The 21,381-nt window shown below is 72.7% G+C and carries 14 protein-coding genes; 8 read left to right on the top strand and 6 right to left on the bottom strand.

What is annotated here, in order from left to right:
* Positions 1 to 26 precede the first annotated feature (26 nt).
* Positions 27 to 533: a hypothetical protein gene (locus D1369_RS20950; RefSeq protein ID WP_082319421.1), complete on the top strand. Its 507-nt coding sequence runs from the start codon at positions 27 to 29 to the stop codon at positions 531 to 533.
* A 112-nt stretch (positions 534 to 645) separates the two neighbouring features.
* Here D1369_RS20950 and D1369_RS20955 read toward each other — a convergent pair whose 3' ends face one another.
* Entirely contained in the window at positions 646 to 1,599 is a 954-nt protein-coding gene (locus D1369_RS20955; protein ID WP_007383184.1) for a DUF4231 domain-containing protein, read from the bottom strand.
* A 373-nt stretch (positions 1,600 to 1,972) separates the two neighbouring features.
* Here D1369_RS20955 and fxsA point away from each other — a divergent pair, with 373 nt between their 5' ends.
* The 5 genes from fxsA to fxsT all read left to right on the top strand — a co-directional run bounded on the left by fxsA (position 1,973) and on the right by fxsT (position 10,177).
* Positions 1,973 to 2,152: an FxSxx-COOH cyclophane-containing RiPP peptide gene (fxsA, locus tag D1369_RS20960; protein ID WP_007383183.1), complete on the top strand. Its 180-nt coding sequence runs from the start codon at positions 1,973 to 1,975 to the stop codon at positions 2,150 to 2,152.
* Between the two features lie 78 nt (positions 2,153 to 2,230).
* Positions 2,231 to 3,349, top strand: coding sequence for an FxsB family cyclophane-forming radical SAM/SPASM peptide maturase (locus D1369_RS20965; RefSeq protein WP_276147341.1), 1,119 nt, complete (start codon positions 2,231 to 2,233; stop codon positions 3,347 to 3,349).
* Positions 3,346 to 4,776 carry an HEXXH motif domain-containing protein gene (locus D1369_RS20970; protein WP_118082563.1) on the top strand — a complete coding sequence of 477 codons (1,431 nt, stop codon included), beginning with the start codon at positions 3,346 to 3,348 and terminating at the stop codon, positions 4,774 to 4,776. Before D1369_RS20965 ends, D1369_RS20970 begins: the two co-directional genes overlap by 4 nt.
* Before the next feature lie 236 nt (positions 4,777 to 5,012).
* Positions 5,013 to 6,188 carry an FxsC protein gene (gene fsxC / locus D1369_RS20975; protein ID WP_037900726.1) on the top strand — a complete coding sequence of 392 codons (1,176 nt, stop codon included), beginning with the start codon at positions 5,013 to 5,015 and terminating at the stop codon, positions 6,186 to 6,188.
* The gene (gene fxsT, locus D1369_RS20980; protein WP_007383178.1) at positions 6,185 to 10,177 is read left to right on the top strand and encodes an FxSxx-COOH system tetratricopeptide repeat protein; all 3,993 of its coding nucleotides are present in this window, start codon (positions 6,185 to 6,187) and stop codon (positions 10,175 to 10,177) included. Before fsxC ends, fxsT begins: the two co-directional genes overlap by 4 nt.
* 51 nt (positions 10,178 to 10,228) lie before the next feature.
* On the opposite strand, the gene D1369_RS20985 is transcribed toward fxsT, so the two are convergent.
* The 5 genes from D1369_RS20985 to D1369_RS21005 form a co-directional block, all read right to left on the bottom strand.
* Positions 10,229 to 11,446, bottom strand: a complete 1,218-nt coding sequence (locus D1369_RS20985; protein WP_007383177.1) for a toll/interleukin-1 receptor domain-containing protein — start codon at positions 11,444 to 11,446, stop codon at positions 10,229 to 10,231.
* Between the two features lie 26 nt (positions 11,447 to 11,472).
* Positions 11,473 to 14,253: a hypothetical protein gene (locus D1369_RS20990; RefSeq protein ID WP_118082564.1), complete on the bottom strand. Its 2,781-nt coding sequence runs from the start codon at positions 14,251 to 14,253 to the stop codon at positions 11,473 to 11,475.
* The gene (locus D1369_RS20995) at positions 14,250 to 15,527 is read right to left on the bottom strand and encodes a hypothetical protein (RefSeq protein WP_118082565.1); all 1,278 of its coding nucleotides are present in this window, start codon (positions 15,525 to 15,527) and stop codon (positions 14,250 to 14,252) included. The genes D1369_RS20990 and D1369_RS20995 overlap by 4 nt, the downstream gene beginning before the upstream one ends.
* A complete protein-coding gene (locus tag D1369_RS21000; protein WP_007383175.1) occupies positions 15,524 to 16,471 on the bottom strand; it encodes a MoxR family ATPase in 948 nt (315 codons plus the stop codon). Before D1369_RS21000 ends, D1369_RS20995 begins: the two co-directional genes overlap by 4 nt.
* Positions 16,472 to 16,616: 145 nt before the next feature.
* Complete coding sequence (locus D1369_RS21005; RefSeq protein WP_118082566.1) at positions 16,617 to 19,205, bottom strand: large ATP-binding protein; 2,589 nt, start codon at positions 19,203 to 19,205, stop codon at positions 16,617 to 16,619.
* Positions 19,206 to 19,333: 128 nt separating this feature from the next.
* Between D1369_RS21005 and D1369_RS21010 the strand changes: the two genes are divergently transcribed.
* Entirely contained in the window at positions 19,334 to 20,497 is a 1,164-nt protein-coding gene (locus D1369_RS21010; RefSeq protein WP_037900720.1) for a hypothetical protein, read from the top strand.
* Positions 20,494 to 21,336, top strand: coding sequence for an AAC(3) family N-acetyltransferase (locus tag D1369_RS21015; protein ID WP_118082567.1), 843 nt, complete (start codon positions 20,494 to 20,496; stop codon positions 21,334 to 21,336). The genes D1369_RS21010 and D1369_RS21015 overlap by 4 nt, the downstream gene beginning before the upstream one ends.
* Positions 21,337 to 21,381: the final 45 nt, after the last annotated feature.

Here is a 21,381-nt window from a genome sequence, read left to right on the forward strand (position 1 = left end):
GGGCGTCCCGACCGGTTCTACCGAGGGTGGCGGCGAGCGTGGAGCGTACGACTCGGATCGGAGTCACCGGACACCGGGACCTCCCCGAGCCGGTGTTGGAGTGCGTGAGCACGGGGATCCTCGACGAGTTCTCCAGTCAGGCCGCGAGCGGGCCCGTCGAGGCGTTCAGCGCCCTGGCCGCAGGGGCCGACCAGCTCTTCGCCAACCTCGCGCTGCGCAGCGGGATCCCTCTCACGGCGGTCATCCCCGGCACGGACTACGAGCGTGGTCTGGGCGGACCGGAGACCCGTCTCGCGTATCGCCGGCTGCTGGACGCCTGCGCCGACCGGGTCGACCTGCCGGTGGAACGGACCCGGGAGGAGGCGTACGCGGCGGCCGGTCGCTGGATCGTGGACCACACGGACCGGCTGGTGGCCGTATGGGACGGTGAGCCGGCGCGGGGGGTGGGAGGCACCGGCGACATCGTGGCGTACGCGAGCCGGGTGGGCGTACCGGTGCGGGTGCTGTGGCGACCGGGGGCGCGGCGGCCCTGATGGGGCGGGGGCGGAGTCTCTCCATCGCCTTGCGGTGTTGCGGCTTCTCCATCAAATCCAGCTTCCCGGTCCCAGCTCCCAGCTCCCAGCTTCCCGCTCCCCGCTCTCCGGTTCACCCCCCGAACCGTGCCAGCCAGTCGGTGTGCTGGGGCAGCACCAAATGTTCTGTCTCGGCGACGGCCTGGGGCCAGCGGTCCTCGGACACGCTCTGGGCGAGGACGGCCCGTTGGGTCTCCAGGCCCTCTCGTACCAGGGAGTGGGCGAAGGAGAGCGGGTGGTGGCGGCGGGTCTCCAGCCAGGCGACGCCGGTGGCGGCCGAGGCGGCGAGCAGACCGCTGAGGTCCCAGCCGGAGACGAGGCCGGCGCTTCTGAGCACCGCGGCGGTCAGGGCCAGCAGGGTCAGCAGTGCGGTCAGCGCGGACCAGAGAGCGGCGGAGCGGCGGGCCTGTGCGGCCCGGCCGCCATACCAACTGAGCTGGTCGAGGACGCGATCCCGCAGGTAGATGTCCTTCCGTACGGGGAACGGCTTGTCGCGTACCGCCCGCATGGCGCGCGTGATCTGGGGGTGACGCGGATCGTCCGGCTCGTGCCGACTGGCCGGATCCCACAGGGTGTATCCGGAAGGAGCAGGAGCAGGCGTACGACCGGGAACAGGGCCAGAAGCCGATCCCGAGAGCCACCCAGGCGCCGGCTCCCGCCACCCCACGCGCCGTAACGCCCGCAGATGTTCCTCCAGTTGCTGGTTGAACAGCCCGTCGGGATCGCGCACTCCGGAGTGGAAGGGGCCGCCGTGCACCATGTACTGCCAGGCCAGCGACTTGACGGTCTCGGCGGCATCGCGGTGGGCCTGCCAGTGGGCGCGGGCCCGGCGGCGCTGGATGACGACTCCGGTGGCCACGGTGAGCCCGTACAGCAGGGCCGACACGGCGGTCAGGACATGGCTGCCGAAGTGGTCGGCCAGGGTGGCGAAGACGGTCGCCACGAGCAGAAGCGCCAGCTGGGTCATGGTGGCCCGGAACGCCTCGCTCTGACGGTTCAGCGCCCACTGGTCGTTGGAACGGAACAACGGCGGGAGATCGTCGCTGCCTATCGTCGCGCGCGGCCCCGGAACGTTTTGCCCAGGCGTGATTGCCGCCATGCGTCACCTCGCCATGAAGAGGGGAAGACTCATGGTGACTTGCAGTCGAGCGGGTGCCAACACCGCGTCGCCGGGGAGGACTTGAGGCCAGTGACGACGAGATCAAGCCGCAGAGCAGCGAACGGGCCTACGCGCGCTGGTCCTTGGTTGATCGGTGTGCTTCCCTGAGACGAGAACTGCACAGCGCCACCTCTTCCGCAACTCGGCGTCCGGGTGCCCGGTTGCGGCCCGACGCAGGTTGACATGCGCGAAGTCCGGGAACCACGGCCGGAGTTCGCGGGACTAGCGACACGGGGGGTTCATGGAGACGTCAGGGACTGACGTGGAGTTCGACTTCGACGTGGTGAACCTCAGCGGTTCCGCAGACGTAGATATGGACGAGTTGCCCAAGAACGCCCTGGGCCGGTCCATTCGAAGGGTTCGGCGGGACACATTGGAGCACCGCGCGGTGGACGTGTCCATGTTCCAGTCGGCGCTCTGACCCGGGCGCCCAGGCAGCGGGGGCCCGTGGGGCAGGAGGTGGCAAGTGCGCGGTGCGAACCCCTTCGTCGAGTGGATAGTGAAGGTCGCGCAGCCATGCAACCTTGCCTGCGACCACTGCTACGTGTACGAGCTGCTCGACCGGACCTGGCGGCACAAACCGGCGGTCATGGCGAACGGGACAGCGGATCAACTGGCCCGCCGCATAGCCGAACACGCCCGGCGGCACGCTCTCAGCCGGGTCCGGGTGACCCTGCACGGGGGCGAGCCGTTGATGGCTGGACGGTCTCGAATCGAACACCTCCTGAAAGTCCTGAGGGAGGAGCTGCGCGGCACGGCTGTTTGTGATATCTCGGTGCAGAGCAATGTGACACTTCTGAATCCCTCATGGATGGACCTGTTCCACCGACACGGGGTGTCGGTGGGCGTCAGTCTTGACGGCGGTCGTGAGGCCAACGACCGTCACAGGCGTGCCAAGAACGGGCGGAGCAGCTACGACTCCGTCCAGAGGGGATTGGAACTCTTGCGGAGGCCCGAGAACAAGGCGCTGTTCGCGGGCCTGTTGTGCACGGTCGACCTCGCCAACCCGCCGCTCGACGTCTTCGAGGACCTCCTCGCGCACGAGCCGCCGGCCATCAACTTCCTGCTGCCGCACGCCACCTGGGAACACCCGCCGCCCGGCCACGATCCGAATCGAACACCGTACGCGAACTGGCTGCTGGAAGTGTTCGAGAGGTGGTACACGGCGCCCCGCCAGGAGACCAGGATCCGTCTGTTCGAGGACCTGATGGACCTCGCGCTCGGCGGTCACGTCCGGTCGGAGAGCACGGGACTGGCCGACACGGACTTCCTCGTCGTGGAGAGCGACGGGACGATCGAGCTGGCCGACTCCCTCAAGGCGACGCGCGACGGCGGTCCCGCCACCGGGCTCGACATCTTCGCGCAGGACTTCGACTCCGTGGCGCGGCACCCGGTCGTGGCCGACGCCCGCCGCGGGGGCCTGGCCGCCCTCGCCGACGTCTGCCGGGGCTGCGAGGTCGTGCGGCTGTGCGGTGGCGGACTGCGCGCGCATCGGTTCAGCCCCCTCACAGGCTTCGCCAATCCGAGTGTCTACTGCGCTGACCTGCGCGTTCTCACCACGCACATCCGCGATCGCGTGGTGGCCGACGCCACTGCCCTGCTGGGGAGCGCCTCATGACGGCCCCGGTGACCCTGCGCATGACCGCGAAGGACTTCGCGAGCCTGGCGGCCTGCCGGCCCTCCCCGACCGCCCTGCGGGTCCTGAGGGACGGCCAGATCTCCCGGCGTCTGCTGATGCTGATGGACGTGGCCGCAGCGGCCAGGAACAGGGCGCCGGAATTCTGGGAGTCGCGGGGCGCGGCGGCCTGGGACCTGTGCGTCCAGGCCCGCAGAGCGGATGTGGGAGCCTTCGAGGACGTACTGCTTCATCCGCACGTGGGTGTGTGGCTGGGGCGCTGCATGCGCGCCCTGGACGGTCCGCGTCCCGCCGTGCGGGCGGCCACCGACCTCGCCCGGCTCGGCGGCCTGGCCGCCGCCACCGCGTTACGCGCCGGACTGCGCCCGCACCTGGTACTGCCGGCACCGGACTCGCTCCTCTGGCTGCCCACGCTCGGGGTCGTCCGGTTACCCGGGGACGCGGTCGAGGCGCGCCTGCGCGGTGACGTACTGGAGCCGGGTGGGCGGTTGCCGGCCACGGGACAGGGGGACGAGTCGGCGGCCCGCGACACGGCCTGGTGCGCGCCGCGCCGCCTCACCTTCCGCGGCCCGCAGGGCACGCCGCCGTTGTCGGTGGTCCTGGAGGACAGCGACCCGTACCGGGACGCACATGGTTATCCGGTGCTTGCCCGCCGGACGACCGGAGAACTGCGTGCCTGGCAGGCGTCGGTGGCCTCGGCCTGGGACGTGCTGAACGGGCTGGTCCCGGAGCGGGCTGCCGCCTGCGCCTCGCTGTGGACGGCACTGGTGCCCCTGCGGCCCCCGCGGAAGGGCCGGGGGGTGAGTTCCTCGGCGCGGGAGGCGTACGGGGCGATCGCCGCCTCCTTCACCGGCGATCCGGTACGGCTGGCGGAGACTTTGGTGCACGAGAGCGCACACATCGCCTTCGGAGCCCTCGCCGACCTGACCGATCTCTGGGATCCCGAGGACCGCACCCTGTACCGGGTCGGCTGGCGCGCTGATCCGAGGCCGATCGGGTCCGTTCTCACGGGCACCAACGCCCACTTGGCGCTCCTCGAGTTCTGGCGCCGACGCGAGCAGGAAACGAGCGGTGGGCAGGCCCGTGCCGCACGGGGCCGGTTGCACGATTACGGCTCACAGGTCGTCGACATCCTGCGGATCCTGCAGGCCCATCCGCTCCGGCCCAAGGGCCGGGACTTCGTTTCGTTCATGGTGGACGAGGCGGCGCGCTGTGGCTTTTTCCTGCGCCCGCCGCTCTCCGCCCGCCCCCACCGCTCCTCACTCCATCGGGTGGCGTTGCGCGAGGCGCTGGAGGGCGCGCGAAGGAGCGCGATATCCGCGTCCTCCCAGCAAGCGGGGGCCTGTGCCGTGGGTTCTGCCGGCAGCCGGACCACGACTGTCGACGAGACGACACCGGGGGCGGACTGATATATGAGGACGCGGTGGCACGGCGGAGAGGCGACGGCGCGGCGGAAGGCCGCGAACGCACAGGGAGCGGCGAGGTCGCGCGGCACGCGCACACCATCAGATTTTCGCCATGTCCGGAACAAACATCGATGTGGTGGGGCTGGTGGTGACGAGTCGCGTGGCATGTGGTCCGCTTGCGTTCGGCTCGTCGGCCCACCCCGCTCGTCCCCGGACCGCGTCGTACGGGAGCAGCCATCGTGAGCCACTTCTACTTGAGTCACGTTCGCACGGTCGACGAGGAGTGGGTCGCGGCGTTCTTCCACGACCTCTGCAGGGCTGTCGCTCAGCGGACCGGGCGCTCCCCCGAGGCCGTGGGCGTGCGCGGGAAACCGCAGTCGTCCGAGGTGTCGGTGGATCTGCTGGGCCGGTCCACCGTCCTCGTCGTCCTGCACTCATCACGGTATTTCAGCCAGTCGTACTGCCGGGCCGAGCTGTCCTACTTCCAGCGGCGGCTCAACATGCAGCGGTCCAGGACGGGCCGCAGCGCCGACGCGGTCGTTCCCGTCATGTGGGAGCCCGACTTCACGCACCCGCTGGAGTCCGTCGTTCCGTACCCGCCGCTCAGTCTGCGCTCGGAGGCCTACCGGCGTGACGGGCTGCTGCACCTGCTGCGGCTGAAGGCGCGTTACCGCTCCGAGTACGAGGAAGTGCTGAAGGCGGTCGCCGACCGGATCGTCGCGGCCGCCGAGCAACTGCCCGAGGTGCATGGGTTCGACGCCAGCGGCAGCCATTCGCCCGTCGGCGCTCCCGCGCCCGTGGGCAGCCAGGAGGTCAGCTTCGTCGTCGCGTCCTCGGCCAAGGACGACGTGCCCGGTGAACGGCACTCCCGCCAGTACTACGGAAAGACGGTCCTGGACTGGTCCCCCTACGCCCCGGGGGATCACGAGGCTCTGGTCTCGCTGGTGAAGAACACCGCCACCGCGCTGGACTTCACCGCGAACGTGCTGCCGCTGGACGAGGAGAGCGTCGACCGGATCGTCCGGGAACAGGACCCCGAGCAGCTCGTCGTGCTCCTGGTGGACGCGTGGGTGGCCCTGCGGCGGGAGGAACACCGGCTGCTGGCCGCCGTCGACGAGCGCAATCCCGAGGCGACCACGGCGCTCGAACCCAGGGCCCGGGACGACACCGAGTCGGCCGAGTGGGCCGTCACCCTCGACGAACTCCTGGACCGCACGCTCCCCCGCATGCGGGGACGGCACAGCGAGTACGAGCGCTGGAAGCTGCGGGACGCGGAGAGTTTCACCTCGTCCCTGCGCAAGGTGCTCATCCGCCTCCAGAACGAGGCGCTCAAGTCCGTGGAAGCCGTTCAGTCGCCGGCAACGCCGACCGAAGGCCACCACACGTTTCCCCTGCTCGGAAGGTACTCCTCATGACGTTCGACTCGGGTGACGCCGGCACCCGCGAGTCCGGCACGATCGTCACGTTCTACTCGTTCAAGGGTGGGACCGGCCGCACCATGGCCCTGGCGAACGTGGCCTGGATCCTGGCCAGCAACGGAAAACGTGTACTGGCCATGGACTGGGACCTGGAGGCGCCGGGGCTGCACCGCTACTTCGCCCCCTTCCTCGGCGACCCGGAGCTGCGTTCCACGCCGGGCGTCATCGACCTGATCCGGGAGTTCGACCTGGCCAGGCCGAGGCCGGCCGGGGGCGACTACAGCCGGCAGGCCCGGGTGGAGCGCTTCGCCTCCGCGCTGACGTGGAGCTTCGACAGCGGCGGCTACGTCCTTTTCGTGTCCCCCGGCCGGCGGACCCCTGAGTACTCCGAGAAGATCAACACCTACGACTGGCAGGGGTTCTACGAGCAGCGCGACGGCGCGGCCTTCCTGCGCGCCCTGCGCGAGGACATGCGCGGCAACTACGACTACGCCCTGATCGACAGCCGCACGGGCTGGAGCGACACCTCCGGCATCACCACGGTGCTGATGCCGGACGTCCTGGTCAACTGCTTCACGCTGAACACCCAGTCGGTGGACGGCAGCGCCAGCGTGGCCGCGGACGTACGGCGGGCCGCCCCGCACGTCAAGATCTTCCCCGTCCCCATGCGGGTGGAGGACGCCGAGCAGGAGAAGCTCGCCATCAGCCGGGGGCACGCCCGGCACCGCTTCCAGGAGTTCCTGAAGGACACGCCCCGGGCGGCCGACCCCGACGGCTACTGGGGTTCGGTGGAGATCCCCTACAAGCCCTTCTACGCCTACGAGGAGGTCCTGGCCACCGTCGCGGACACGCCCCGCCAGCCCGCCTCCCTGCTGGGCGCCTACGAACGGCTCACCTCGGTGATCACGGACGGTCAGGTCACGGCCCTGCGGCCGGTCGACGAGCCGGTGCGCAGGCAGCTGCTCGCCCGCTTCCAGCGGGTGCCGGTGCCTGGGGGGCGTCTGGTGCCACGGGTGCGGATCGACTACGCGCTGCGCGACGGCGCCTGGGCGGAATGGGTCGAGGCCCAGCTCCAGGTCGCGGGGGTGGCCGTCGGCCTGCGCGGAAGCAGTCCGTCCATGTCGCTGCCCAGCGATCCCGCGGACGCCGCCGACGTGGTCATCGCCCTGCTCTCACCCGACTTCGCCACCACGCCGGTCGCCGAGGAGGTGCGTGCCCTGGCGGCGGCTCCCGACGGACCCAAGATCATCGGGCTGCGCACCCGGGAGCACCAACCGGAGTCCGCCCTGCGCGGGCTGCCGGGATTCAGTCTGGTGGACACGTCGGCCGGACAGGTCGTGAGCAAACTCTTCGGCCTGTTGGAACTCGAGTCGTCGGCCTCCACGGTCAGTGAGGACCTCACCTATCCGGGCCGCGTTCCCCGTATTTTCAACGTGCCGCGCCGCAACAATGCCTTTACCGGCCGGGACGTTCAACTGGACCGATTGAGGTCCGAACTGGGTGTCGAATCACTGCGCCCGGACACGCCTGTGGGCAGGGTTTTCCTGTACGGACTGGGTGGAATCGGCAAGACCCAGATCGCGCAGGAGTATGTCCACAGGTACGGTTCCCAGTACGACCTTGTGCACTGGATTCCGGCGGAACAGCCCAACCGGATCCCCCAGCTCCTCGCGGAGCTTGGGCTGGAGTTGGGAATTCCGGGCGACACGGTCGACGAACGTGCCCAAGCAACCATGACGGCGCTGAAAAACAATGATTATGGTCGCTGGTTGCTGGTTTTCGACAACATCACCGAAAGCCAGGACACGGAGGGTGAGAACCAGCTCAGGGACGAGGGAGACACGACGGTGAAGCGGTACCTTCCCGCCGAGGGGCCGGGGCACGTCATCCTCACCGCCCGGCGTTCCCCTCATGAGGAGAACCAGATCTCGGTGGAGGTCGACGCCTTCAACAGGCCCGAGAGCATCGCCCTGCTGCGCCGCAGGGTGGACGGTCTCTCGGCGGAGGACGCCGACCGGATCGCCGAGACGCTGGGTGACTTCCCGATGGCCATGGAGATCGCGGCGGCCTGGCTGCGGCAGACGGCGATGCCCCTGGACACCTACCTCGACCGGGTCAACAGCCAGGTCAGCGCGGTTCTGAACGGGGACGGAAACACCGGGGACAGCCAGCAGGAGTCCCTCCTCGCGGTCTGGCGGCTGACCGTCGACCGGCTCGGCAGCGAACGCCCGGCGGCCGTACGGCTCCTCGAACTCTGCGCCTTCCTGTCGCCCGAGCCGATCGCCCACTCCCTCCTCTACAGCGACGCCATGCGCAACCGGCTCGCCGAGGAGACCGGGGACGAGTCGGTGCTCGACCCCATGGTGATGGGCTATCTGATCCGGGATCTCGGCCGCTACGCGCTCGCCACGGTCGATCAGCAGAGCGGTTCCATCCAGGTCCACCGGCTGGTCCAGGCCGCCGTGCGCGAATGGCTGAAGGAGGACCCCGAACGCGAGGAGCGGACCCGGCGCCAGGCGCAACTCGTGCTGGCCGGAGCGCTGCCCTCGGCCGTCTCGGCGGAGGACAGCGCGCAGGCCAGGCAGCGGTTCGCGGAGCTGCTGCCGCACCTGGAACCCTCCGGGGCGCTGTCCAACACCGACGCCCGGGTGTGCGAGTGGGTCATCCGCCAGGTCCGCAACCAGTGGCGGATCGGGGACCACCGGGCCGCCGTCGCCCTCGGGCAGAAGGCGCTCGACGTGTGGACGGGGTCGCTGGGCGCGGACCACCACCTCAGGCTGCGGCTGGCCGCCCAGGTGGCCAACCCGCTGCGGTCCCTGGGCCGTTACCGGGAAGCCCACGAACTGGACGCCGACACGCTCCAGCGTCAGCGCGAGCAGCTCGGCGAGGACGACGGCTACACGCTGATGACGGCCCGCAACTACGGCGCCGACCTCCGTGGCCTCGGCCGTTACCAGGAGGCGTACGACGAGGACCGCCGCACCTACGAGCTGTATCTGAACAGCCCGCACTTCGGCCTCGACCACGAGGACACCCTCCGGGCCGCACACAACCTGGGCGTCTCGCTCCTGCTGGCCGGCCAGCCCTCGGGATCCCTTGAGCGGGCCACCGAGACCTATCAGAGGTCCCGTCAGTCCCTGGGCCTGCAACACGTACTCACCTGGGCCTTCGCCGGCGGTGTGGCACTGGACCGGCGTGAGACGGGTGACTACCAGGGCTCCCTCGACCTGCTCTACGAGGTTCGCAAACGCTTCGTCAGCCTCCTGGGCGACAAGGCCGACGACGTGCTGCGCACCGACGCGTCCCTCGCGGTGACCCAGCGCCGCCTCGGCAACTACGCGGAGGCGGAGGCCCTGACCCGCTCCACCCTGAACGTGTACCGGCAGCGCTACGGAGAGGGCCACCCGGAAACCCTGTCGTGCACCGCCAACCTGGCCTGCGACCTGCTCGCCCTGTCGCTGATGGATCCGGCGCGCGGGGCGGAGGCGGTGCACCTCGGGAAACAGAACCTCAAGCGCTATCGCGAGCGACTCGGCCCCGAGCACCCGTTCTCCTTCGCGGCCGCGACCAACCTGGTGGCCATCTTCAGGAGCCAGGGGGAGACCGACCAGGCGATGGAACTCGCCGACGAGACGCTTCCGCTTCTCGAAGGGCGACTGGGCGACTCCCACCCCGCCACCGTGGCCTGCCGAGCCAACCGGGCCGGTGTCCTGTTCGCGCTGGGCCGGTACGAGGAGGCACTGGAGGAGGACGAGAGCGCCCGCGAGGCCTATCGCGAGCTCTACCGCAACCACCACCCACGGGTGCTCTGCGCGGAGTTCAACGTCGCCCTGGACCGCAGCGTGATGGGTCACGACGACGCCGAGCGGAACCTCACCGCGGCGACGCTGGCCGCCGAGCAGGAGTTCGGGCGGGATCACCCCACCGTCCGGGTGATGCGCGAGCGCAAGCGCATCGACTTCGACCTGGAGATGCCGCCGACCTGAGCCGGCCGTACGACCGGACCGCTCCCGGCGTCAGAACCGGGGGCGGCCGGGTCAGTTGCTCGCGGGCGTCCCGTACCGTCGCACGAACCGCCGGACGGTCCGGTTCATCTCCTCCTCCCGCCAGGCGGGCAGGCCCTCCAGACGGGTGTGCGTCCCGGTGGCGCCGAGGAGCTCGCCGTCCACCACGAACAGGAACAGCAGCCCCTCCGGGTACGCCGTGCCGAGGGCTCTGACCAGGTCGGTGTCCGGGGGGTGGGGGACGATCACGACGACCGGGCCGAAGTCGTGCTCGTGTTCGCGCAGGGTCTCCTCGTCGTGGATGTCGAACTCCTCCAGGAGCTCCTCACCGATGCGTTCGACCAGGTCCGTCAGGATGCCGGCGCCCGCGGTGAGCGGTACGACGAAGTGGTCCCACGGCAGCGGCTGTTCACTGGCCCGGTGGATGTAGCGGCGGGCCGTCTCCGTGGAGAGCGCGGGGAGCACCGCGACCTTGGGAGAGCCGGTGTCCAGCACCCCGCGCATCCGAGCCGCCTCGTCCGCCGGCACCCGCGCGTGGGTCACGCTCAGCTGGACGAGTTCCCGTGAGGCGTCCGGACCGGACAGGGGCAGCAGTTCGGTGAGGGCCGCGCGCAGCGGGTCGGACCCGGGCTCGCTCGGGCGCTCGGCCAGCAGGCCCGAGGCGAGCCGGTGACGCATCAGCGGGGACAGCGTCTCCAGCGGGACCCCCAGCGTCGCACCGGCCCGGCTCAGGCTCTCCGCGTCCACCTCCCGCAGATGGTGGACCACCCGGTGGTGCACCTTGGCTCCGCCCGACTCGGCGCGCATCAGGTCCAGTTGGGGTCGTATGTCGTGCCGTACGGCGTCAAGGTCGTCCTTGCCCGGCCACTGCACCATCTGCCGTCTGTGCGGGCTGAGCGACCCGAGTCCGCTCTTCTCCAGGGCGTCCAGGGTGACTTCCGGCAGCATCAGCAGGATCACCGGGAAACCGTCGTGCCGGTTGCGCAGTTCGGCCATGGCCAGTTCGTTCTGCACGTGCTCGGAGCGCAGGGCGTGGCTGGAGACGATCAGGAGCATGCCGTGCGCGCTGCCCATGCCGTCGGAGATGGCCGCCATCCAGTCCTGGCCCGGCACCAGGGACTCCCGGTCCACGACGACCGGCTCGCAGCCCTCCTGGTGCAGCAGTTCCTCCATGGCGCGGCGGGCCGGCCAGCAGTTGCAGCCGCAGCCCAGGGGCTCGCTGCGGCTGAGGAAGACATGGGGGCCGGGCATGGGACTCCTCGTGGGGACCGTGCGGGTCAGGGAGCGGGCGGGGCGAAGGGGTCCGCAGGCTCGTCCGGGGGCGGGTGGGCCCGCAGGTGGATCCGGAACCAGCGGGCGCGGGCGGTGTCGATCTCGACCGTGACCATGCCGTCGGCATCCGGGCGCAGGACGCGTGGCGGAGCGGTGGGCGGGTGGTCCGGGTCCTCGTGGGCGATCTCGACCAGCTCGGTCCCCGCGGTCGCCTCCGGCACGGGGACCCGGACGGTGACCGGGCCGGCGGCCGTGCTCGTCAGGCACAGCACGCTCTGTCCGGCGTGGTCCCTGCGGATCGCGGTCACCCCCGGGACACCGGCGGGCACCCGCTCGACCCGACCGTGGCGCAGCGCGAGCTGCTCGGCACGCGCCGCCAGCAGCGGCCGCAACGACGCGGCTGCCAGGTCGGTCGTGGCCAGGAGGGAAGCGGGTACCTCGTGGCAGCCCGGCAGCGCCAGCAGCAGCGCCGCCTGCGGGTAGGGGAGAGCGTCCGGGAGTGCCCAGGCGCGCAAGGACGGGGGGAGCGAGGCGGTCGCGGGGGCGGGAGGCGGGTCCACGACGGTTTCGGGACGCGGTTCCACGGAGACCGGCGGCCCCAGGGGCAGGTGTCCGGCGCCGAACGGGACTTCGGCGGGATGTGCGCCGGACGTGACGATCGCCGCCGCCGGATAGGCCTCCAGCAGATGGCGCAGGCGGGCGAGCAGAGGCTCCGGCCATCGGTCCGTGGCGCCGATCCGTAGTCCGTCGACCGGTTTCTCCAGCGCGTCGTAGGCCCGACGCAGGAGTTCGCCGTGAGGGGTGTCCTCGCCCGGCGGCGCCAGTTCCGCCAGCACACGCAGTCCCTCGTCGCGGGCCTGCGTCAGCAGCGCGGTGAACGCCTCCGAGCCCGGTGGCAGTGCCGCGGGCAGGCAGACATGGCCGATGCCCCAGCGCCGGATACCGGGTGGCAGCACGGTGGTCCTGGCCGGCAGCACCACTCCGACACTGTCCCGGATCCATCCCGGCCCCGCCACGTCCGGCACGGGGCCCGGCGTGAGCAGCCGGCTGCGGCCGTCCTCCGCGCGGATCTCCACCTCGCCGCCGTGCCCCGACACCAGCAACTGCCCGCCCGTGGCCCGCTGGACCTCACGCACCCGGAAGGGCATCGGCACCACGCCGACCGCCCCGCCCCCGGGCCAGGCCAGCCGCAGCAGCCGGTCACCCCCGTCCGCGGCCACGACCAGCCCGGCCTCGGGAAGCACCGCGAGCGACGACGCCGGCGCCGGCAGCGAACCCAGGATGCGCGGCTCGGCCACCGCACTCGCCGTCCCGCCCTCCACCGCGTGCAGCCGCCCGTCCGCCGCTCCCCACACCAGCGCGCCCGACCCCGGGTCGCCGCACAGCGTGGTGACCGCCGCCCCCGTCCGCCACCGGCCGGCGACCGTGTCCGAGGCCAGGTCGTGAAGTGTCACGGCGCCGTTCGTGTCCGCCACGGCCACCAGGCCCGCCCGGGCAGAGGACCACATCCGTTCCACCGGGGCCGGATGCGGGAGGGCGCGCAGGACCCGGTCGGGGTCGCCGTCGTCGACGAGGAGGACATCGGTGCCGGCGGCCACGCACAGGACGGCGCGGTCCGCCGTACGGGACCAGCCCACGGCCGTCGGCTGTAACGACAGCGGGTGCAGGACGGCGTCGGCGGTGCCGTCCACGGCCGTCGTCACCACGTGCAGCCCTTTGCCGCTCACCACCGCCGTGGCCGCGGGCCCGGCGTCGGCGACCGCGAGCAGCCGCGGCTGGTCGGGCAGTTCGACCGGGAGCACGGACTCGCCGTCGTCGATCCGCAGCACGGTCCTGCCGTCCGCGGTCGTCGCGGCCGCCGCCCGGTGGCCCGCCCGCGCGCACAGCACGGTGCCGCCCAGCTCCGCCTGCGCGGCCAGCAGCGTGCCGTCCGCGCGCGCCTCCGCGGCCACGCTCACGTTCAGGGCGGTGTGCTCGCCCTCGTGCAGGTCCAGTTCGTGCCACTGGGCGCCCGGCAGCGCGCCGCGCAGCCGCAGCCGGACCCGGCCCGCCCCGCTCGCCCCGCAGACCAGCGCGCCCCGCTCCGGGGGCCGGCTCAGGACCAGGCCGTCCGCGGTCGCCCGGACGCCGATCTCCACCTCGCTGTGGACCAGCGCCCGTACCGTCCGGAACTCGTCGGCGTCGGCCCGGGTGACCAGAGCGCGCGGCGGTTCCATGCCGAGGCGCTCCGCCGCCATCACCTGGAGCCGCCAGGCCGGCAGCGACTGCCGTACGGTTTCCGGCAGCCGGGGAAGGAAGCGCAGGATCCAGCGGCTGGCCTCGGCCGCGGGGTTGCCGTCGGCGAGCACCTGCCGGAAGAGCGGGGCCAGGGTCCGCTCGATCCCGGCCTCGGAGGGCGGCGGCCCGACGGTCGCCGACCACAGCAGTTCCTCGAAGCCGCGGACCAGGGGCGGCGCGCCGCGATGGGCGGCCCGGGTGAAGTCACGGACCGAGCCGAGCAGGTCCGGATCGTGGTCGTACAGCTGCCGTCGCAGTTCCGCGCTCACCTCCGGGTACAGCACCAGGGCGCGGCTGTCGGCGGCCTCCACCAGCGGGGAGAAGGACAGTCTGGCCTCCAGGCCGGTACCGCTGTCGGGGGCGAACCTGAGCCGGGCGCCGCGCAGGAAGTACGGCTCGGCCTGGGCGGCCAGGCACAGCGACCGGGCCAGCCGCACCACGTCGGGCTGGTGTCTGCGCTGTTCCGCGATCAGCCGGTGGGCGCCGCCGCGCTCGGGTGCCGCCGTCATCGTGGCCGCCCGCCCCGGCGCGGATCCCGGCGGGCGGTGGTCTGCGCGAGCCGTACCGACACCCGGCGGTCCAGCGGGACCAGCGCGACCGTCTGCCGTACGGCCGCCGGGTACTCCTCGGCGGGATAGGGGGTGAGGCAGACGACGGAGCAGCCCGACTCCCGCAGTCGTCGCAGATACGGCAGCCAGCCCGTGGGTGAGGAGTGGTGCCGGCCGGGCAGCGGCGGCTGGAGGTGTCCGAGGTCGGACAGCAGCAGCACGGGCTGTCCGGGCGGCGGCACCGGGTGGGGCTGCCAGCTGCGCCCGCGGTCGTCGCTGACCCCCTGGGCGATCCGCAGGTCCAGCACCCGCAGCCCGCCCGGCGGCAGAATGCGGGCGGCGAGCCGGGTGATCCACTCCTGGTCGTGCCGGAAGGGCCGCATCGACTCGCCCCGGTCGAGCAGCAGCAGCGCGCCGGCCCGGGTGGTGGACCGCTGCCGGTAGGGCACCCGCGGCCGGGTGACCCGGCCGCCGGCGAGACCGCGCACCACCAGCTCCACCAGCCGGGGGTGGTCGACCGCGCGTCCGGTCGTGTACGTACTGGCCACGGCGAGGAACACGGCCCGCTCGGTGCGCGGGTCCCACGGCGGGGCGGGCCGGGGCGGAGTCGTCGGCCAGGGCAGCTCGAACGCCTCGGCGCGGCCGAGGAGTTCCGCGGTGCCGTCCTCCAGGGGGTCGGAAGGGGCGAGCTCGTGCCACAGCGGAGGCTCCGCCTCCCGTCCCGCCGCCGCCCGCGCGCCACGCACCAGGAGCAGCGAACCCCCGGTGGCCGCGCGGGGGGCCGGCGTGGGGGGCTGCTCGCCGGGGCCCGGTGGGGCGGTGTGCGGTCCGGGCGGGGCGGTGTCCGAGCCGGTCAGAGCGGTGTTCGAGCCGGTGGGGGTGGTGGCCGGCTCCCGGTTGTACGGTGCCGGGTCGCCGTCCCCCGGGCCGGGCCGTCCTGCCGGGGTCTCGGAGGCGGCACGGGTCCCGGCGCCGGCCTGGTGGCCCGGTCCGGTGCCGTTGCGCGAGCGGTGCGCTCGGGCTGTCGTACGGTCGTCCCGGGACGACCGCCCCGCGCCCACGGGACGGCGGCCCGGGTCGCCGGACGGATCGCCTCCGGTGGTGTCCCGGTCGCTGGAGGGCAGGGTGAGGCCCAGGGCCACCGCGAGGGTGGTCAGGCCGTCCGGGTCGGAGACCCGCAGGGCGCGGGCCGTCCTCAGCAGGTCACCCAGCCGGGCCGGGCTCCCCCGGGTCATACCGAGGCGGCGGGGTCGGGGGAGCCCTTCACCATGGCGAGGTCGGCGACCGCCCGCCATTCCGGCGAGTCGGCCGTCAGGTTCATCTGGCGGCAGGCGCGCAGGGTGTCCAGGAACTCGGCGGTGCTCGCCGCGGGGCGGGTGGCCACCGACTCGTTCTCGAACATGTCCGCCAACTCCAGGGTGAGCGCCTCGTCGTAGTCGTCCCCCATGTGCAAGCGGGCGACCTTCAGGAGGTGTTCGCGGCCCGGCGGCCGCAAGCGCAGCAGGATGCAGCGGCGCAGGAAGGCGGCGGACAGGTCTCGTTCCTCGTTGCTCGTGATCACCACCAGGGGGGCGCCGGTGTTCTCGGCCGCTGTCACCGTGCGGCGGTCCGGGCCCACGAAACGGAGGTTGTTGAGCGGGTCGAGCAGAGCGTCCGGGACATCGGGGTCGGCCTTGTCGATCTCGTCGATGAGCACCACCGCGGGCCGGTCGCGCAGGGCCGTCGGGCCCTCCTCGTCCATGGCCGGATCGAGCGCCTTCCACAGGGGGCCCGGCCGGAAGTAGGCCCGCGAACCGGGATCCTGGAGCGTGCCCTGCGTGGCGTCGTTGAGCTGGCGGAACGCCTCCTCGCGCCACAACAGGTCATGCGGTTCGGTGCGGGCGGTGACCACCTCCGCGTAGTAGCGGAAGCGCATCAGCCGGGCCACGTTCGGCGCGAGCGCGGACTTCCCGGAGCCCGGCGGCCCGAGCACGAGCAGCGGACGGCCGGACGCCAGCGCGACGTTGACGGCCAGGACGGTCCGGTCGTCGAAGAGGTAGACCTGCTCGTCGAGGCGGGCCGTGCCGCCACCCGTGGGTGTGGCGCCACCCGTGGGCGTGGCGCCGCTGCCGCCCGTGGGCGTGCCGCCCGACCGCCCGGGCCGGTTCGTCTCCTCGGTCGGGTCGAAAAGCTTGATCAAGCCACTGTCCCCCATCGTCGGCCCACGGCGTCGGCGACCGCACCCCGTTGCACTCTTCCCCATGGCGCGTACGGTCACTACTCCGTCGGCGAATCTGTCCGGCAGCGCGGTTCTCCCGGGAAGAACGGGCGCACCTGGCAGGCCGTCAGCCGTGCAGCCGGCGCCGTATCCGGATCTCCGGGAACACCGCGCCGAGCTGGGCCGGCACGGCGCCCTGCCGGGGTCGCGGGCCGCCGGTCACCAGGTCCACGCGGCTCAGCCAGCGCGTGCGGCGCAGGTCGTCCGGTACGGGCAGGTTCGGCCACGGGTCGATGTCGAGGAACATGACCGCCGAGGACTCCAGCGCCGTCAGGTCCCGCAGGTTCGGGCAGCGCAGCAGCCGGAGCGACCTCAGTGAGCGGCATCCGGCCAGCTCGGGCAGGGCGACGAGCGAGGGGTCGTCCGAGAGGACCAGCGAGCGCAGCCCAGGCAGTCGGGGCAGTGCCTCGGCCAGCCCGTCCACCGTTCCGGAGCAGCGCAGTTCGGGTACGGCGGTACCGGCCCGGAGCAGGGCCCGCAGCTCGGCGGACGACCGTACGTCCGCGCGCCGTACGGCGGGACGCGGCGGCGGGCTGCCGGCCGACAGCCGCCGCGGCGGGCCTCCCGGCGCCGCCAGCACGCTGCGGACGGTGCCGGTGCCGGCCTCGACGGCCCGCAACTGGCGTAGCAGCTCGCCGAGTTCGGCGGACGGGTGAGCGCGGAGCAGCTCGTCGGTGTCGGTGCCGGGCGTGTGCGCCAGGTGGTGTGCCGCGAGGAAAGTCCTGACCTCGGGGTTCGGGAAGGCCACGGTGTCGGGTCCGGGTCGGAACACCACGCCCGCGCGGTCCGCGAGCGCGGCCAGCAGCCGCTCGGACGAGGCGGAGTGGGAGATGCCGGGCTCCCGCAGGGCGCTCAGCGCGGTCCGCAGCGGGATGCGGGAGCAGTCCAGTCCCAGGGCGGCGACGGCCAGCCGACCGGAGGCCGCCCGCAGCACGCTGTCGGGTACCTGGTTCGCGGCGAGGCCGGGCACGGGAGGGGCGGTTGTCTCCTCGCGGGGTCTGCGCCACACCGCGGAGACGGCGGCGCGCAACAGCCGGTGCCGGGGGACCCGTTCCGGCCGGCCGACGGAGCCGGCCGCCCGCAGCAGCGCCGCGGCGGCGGCCGGGCGGTCGGCGACACCGACGAGCAGGGGATCGGTGTCGAACCTCGGCAGCAGCACGTCGAGGGCCTGCCGATCCCCGGGGGACGCCGCGCTGGCGTTCAGGAGAGCGCGGGTGTCATCCGGGGCCAGGGGCCTGAGGCCCACGACCCGGAAGTCGTCCCCGAGCCGGGACCACGGCACGCCGGTGCCGTTCGTGGCGATGACGCAGGGCGCCCGGGGGTGGGTCTCCAGCAGATGCAGCAGCCACTCCCATACGGCGGCCCGGTTGCCCTCGGGTACCGCGTCCAGGTCGTCGACGGCCAGGAAGGCCCGCCCGGACCGCAGTTGGCGGGCGGCCCAGCCGGCTGGCTCCTGCGCGGCCGCGAGCGGAGCGAGCGTCGGCACCATCCCGTCCAGCCGGGGCAACGCCCCCGACCGCGCCGACAGCACGAACGGTATCCGGCACCCCCAGGGCGCCCACCCCGCCCCGGCCGACCCCGGCACCGCACGGCTCGGGTGACCCGGCGCCCTGTCGGCGGGCGGCTGCGCCGCGTCGGGCTGCCCGGGTGGCGCGTGGTCCGGGGTGTGCTCGGCTCCTGGTTGTGCGGGTGTCTCGTGGTCCGGGGTGTGCCCGGCCCCCGGTTGCCCGGGTGTCGCATCGTCCGACGCGTGCCCGGCCCCCGGGCGCCCCGGCGTCCAGTCGTCCAGTGCCCGGCGGACGAGGCGTGCGAGTTCGGTGGTGTGGCCGGCTCCAGGAGGGGCGACGAGGAGGATCCGTCGGCCCAGTTCCGGCAGCAGCTCGGCGGACAGTGGCACGGTCGGTGCCACGGCCACGGCCACGGCCACGGCCAGGGCCTGGTCCGGGTGCGGGTCGCCTCCGTCCGGCGCCGTACCGGGGGTGTCCCCGGAGCCGCGTAGGACGCTCACGGTGCGGGCGACCGGCAGGGCGGGCAGGACCGGGGTCACCTCCTGGCGGAACCGCTCGGTGAAGGCCGCGTCGTCGGCCGACAGCGCGTCGGGGGCCTCCGCGGCCAACCGGTCGTCCAGCTCGGGTGCCGCCGCGCCGGCCGTGGCCATCGCGGTCATGCGGGCCACGATCGCGTCGAGCACCCGGTCCCACGCCGCGCGGTGCCGCGCGGCCTGCATGGTCAGCAGCGCCAGCCCCAGCGAGCGGTACTCGGCCGGCCGGCCCGCCGAGAGGACGTCGGCCGCCGCGACCGGCTCCGGCAGCCGCCGGTCGACCGGCTCCCAGACCAGGGGCAGGGCGAGCTGTGGGGCGACGCCGGTCCGGGCCTGCCCCAGACTCCGGCGCAGCGCCAGGACCGCCCAGTCCCGCTGGGCCGGACCCTCGTTGAAGTACGCCGGACTGCACAGGGCCAGCACGATGTCCGCCGTCCCGACGCCGTACGACCCCTCGTCCCGTCCGCCGGTCGGGGCGGCCGGTGGCACGAGGCGACGGAACCGCGGCCCGTCCGCCGCGTCCAGACGCCGTCTCAGCTCGTCCAGGAATCTCGCGACCCAGGCCTCGTCCCTGCCGTGCGCATAGCTGACGGCATAGCGGTACACCGGCACCATCTCATCCCCCGGTATGTGGCTTGCGTACCTGGTTTCCAGTTTCGCACGGGCCCACGTGACCGGACGTGGCACAATCCAGGCCATCAACTCGTAACTATTCAGGCTTTATTGGCGAATTATCAGGTAGAATGCCCAACGTGTCCGACGGGGCGCAGCCCCTGGGAAAGAAGCAGGCGAATCTGCTCACTGCCATCATGCGGGGGGTGCCTGTCCTGGGACCTGGCAAGGAACCCCGACTCCTGACCGACACCGACGTCCGCGGCCTGCTGGACACCCTTCCGCCGTGCACCGACGCACAGCAGACCGGTGAGGTCAACCGGCTGCGTCCCCGCCTGCTGAGCGCGGTCATCGGCGCCGAGGCCAGACGCTCGGGTTACGTCCACGGCCTGCCCCGGCACGGTGCCGCCCCGCTGCTGCGGACCGTCGGCGAGGCCGTCCGTGCCCCGCTGGTGCTGCGGGTCGTGTACGGCGCCAGCACCACGATCCCGCTCCGGGCGCTCAGCTATGTCCTCCCGGCCGTACGCATGGCGTCCCGGCTGACCGAGGCAGGGCGTAGCGCCCCGCACCTCCAGATCGTGCTGGCCGGTTCCCTCGGCTGCCGCGTCAACGGTCTGTCCGGGCCCGCCGTGGCCGAGGAGACGGACCTGCTGGCCCGCTGTCTCGGCCGGCTCCTGTCGTCCCTGGCGCCGGGCGGCTTCGGGATCTACGACACCCTTCCGTCGCCCGGTGTCGTCACCGCGCTGGACGATCTGGTGCGGACGCTGACCCCTGCCCGCCGCGCCCACGTCCTGGAGCGGCTCGGCGGCAAGGGCGGCGCCACCGCCGACGAGCAGACCCTGCGGTACGCGGCCGCCCACGTTCTGGTGCACGACCGCGCCACGGTCCCGCTCGCTCTCCAGCAGGGCAGCCCGGTCCCGGAGCACGCCACGGTGATCGACATCGGCAGTCTCCAGGAGCGTCACTTCCACGATGTGCGACGCCTGTTCGCGTCCGGGTCCGAGGGGGACGCCGGTCCAGGGGCGCTGGTGCTGTCCCGGCACTCGGTACCGCCGTACACCATGGCCAGGGGCGGGGACATCGGACTGCGTGAGTTCCGGGACGGCAGGAGCCCGCAGGGCAGAACCCTGGCCTCCGCCGCCCGCCATGACCTGCGGCTGCTGTGGACCGCGCTGCCGCCGGAGGAACTGCGCCGGATCACCGATGTGCCGCACGAGCGGCTGCGCATGGTCACCGGCGTCTCGGGCGTCGACCCGTACAGAGCCGCCGACGCCTTTGAGGGAGCGCTGCGTTGACCGTCCGTGCCGCCCCTCCCGTCGGCCCGTCCGGCTCCCTCGGTCCCGAAGAACTGGCCTTCCAGCTGAGGGCGTTGGGCATCCGGCCCGGCGACACCGTGCTGGTGCACGCGTCCCTGAGCGCTGTCGGGTGGGTGCGCGGTGGTGCCGGGGCGGTCGTCGACGCGCTCCTGGACGCGCTCGGTGCGGACGGCACGCTCGTGGTCTATACCCAGACCCCCGACAACTCCGACCCGTCCCGCTGGGCGGTCACCCGGGGGTCCGCCGTGCCGCCGTCGCAGTGGCCGCGGCTGCGGGCCACCCTGCCCGCGTTCGATCCGGGGCGGACCCCGAGCTACGGGGTCGGCGTCCTGCCGGAGGAGGTCCGCACCCGGCCCGGCGCACTGCGCAGCGGCCATCCGCAGAGTTCGTTCGCCGCCCTGGGGCCGGGCGCCGCGCGGATCACCGCCGGACACGACCTGAACTGCCACCTCGGCGAGGAATCCCCCCTCGCCCGGCTGGAGGAAGCCGACGCCCGCGTCCTGCTGCTGGGCGTCGGCTACTCCGTCTGCACGGCCTTCCACCTGGCCGAGTACCGCGTGCCGGGCCGGCGCAGCCGGGAGTACGGCTGTGCGGTAGCCGACGGTTCGGGAAGGCGCTGGCACCGTTACCGCGACGTGGACTTCGACGCGTCGGACTTCCCGGCGCTGGGCGACGCATACGAGTCATTGCCCGAACGTCCGGTGGCCTGTGGCCCGGTGGGTGCGGCCGACTGCCGTCTGTTCGACCTGGCTCCGGCGGTGGCGTACGCGGCGAAGTGGTTGGTCGAACACCGGTCGAGGTGGAGCCCGGGCGAGTAGCGGGCGGCGTGCGACAGAGGCGCGACGCTCACGGTGACGTCTGCG

The organism is Streptomyces sp. CC0208 (genome assembly GCF_003443735.1).
GTDB lineage: Bacteria > Actinomycetota > Actinomycetes > Streptomycetales > Streptomycetaceae > Streptomyces > Streptomyces sviceus.

Coding starts and splice junctions, on each gene's coding strand:
- D1369_RS20995 (WP_118082565.1), bottom strand. CDS start 15,527: ATGACCCGGGGGAGCCCGGCCCGGCTGGGTGACCTGCTGAGGACGGCC.
- D1369_RS20985 (WP_007383177.1), bottom strand. CDS start 11,446: ATGCCCGGCCCCCATGTCTTCCTCAGCCGCAGCGAGCCCCTGGGCTGC.
- D1369_RS20970 (WP_118082563.1), top strand. CDS start 3,346: ATGACGGCCCCGGTGACCCTGCGCATGACCGCGAAGGACTTCGCGAGC.
- D1369_RS21010 (WP_037900720.1), top strand. CDS start 19,334: ATGCCCAACGTGTCCGACGGGGCGCAGCCCCTGGGAAAGAAGCAGGCG.
- D1369_RS20990 (WP_118082564.1), bottom strand. CDS start 14,253: ATGACGGCGGCACCCGAGCGCGGCGGCGCCCACCGGCTGATCGCGGAA.
- fxsT (WP_007383178.1), top strand. CDS start 6,185: ATGACGTTCGACTCGGGTGACGCCGGCACCCGCGAGTCCGGCACGATC.
- fxsA (WP_007383183.1), top strand. CDS start 1,973: ATGGAGACGTCAGGGACTGACGTGGAGTTCGACTTCGACGTGGTGAAC.
- D1369_RS21005 (WP_118082566.1), bottom strand. CDS start 19,205: ATGGTGCCGGTGTACCGCTATGCCGTCAGCTATGCGCACGGCAGGGAC.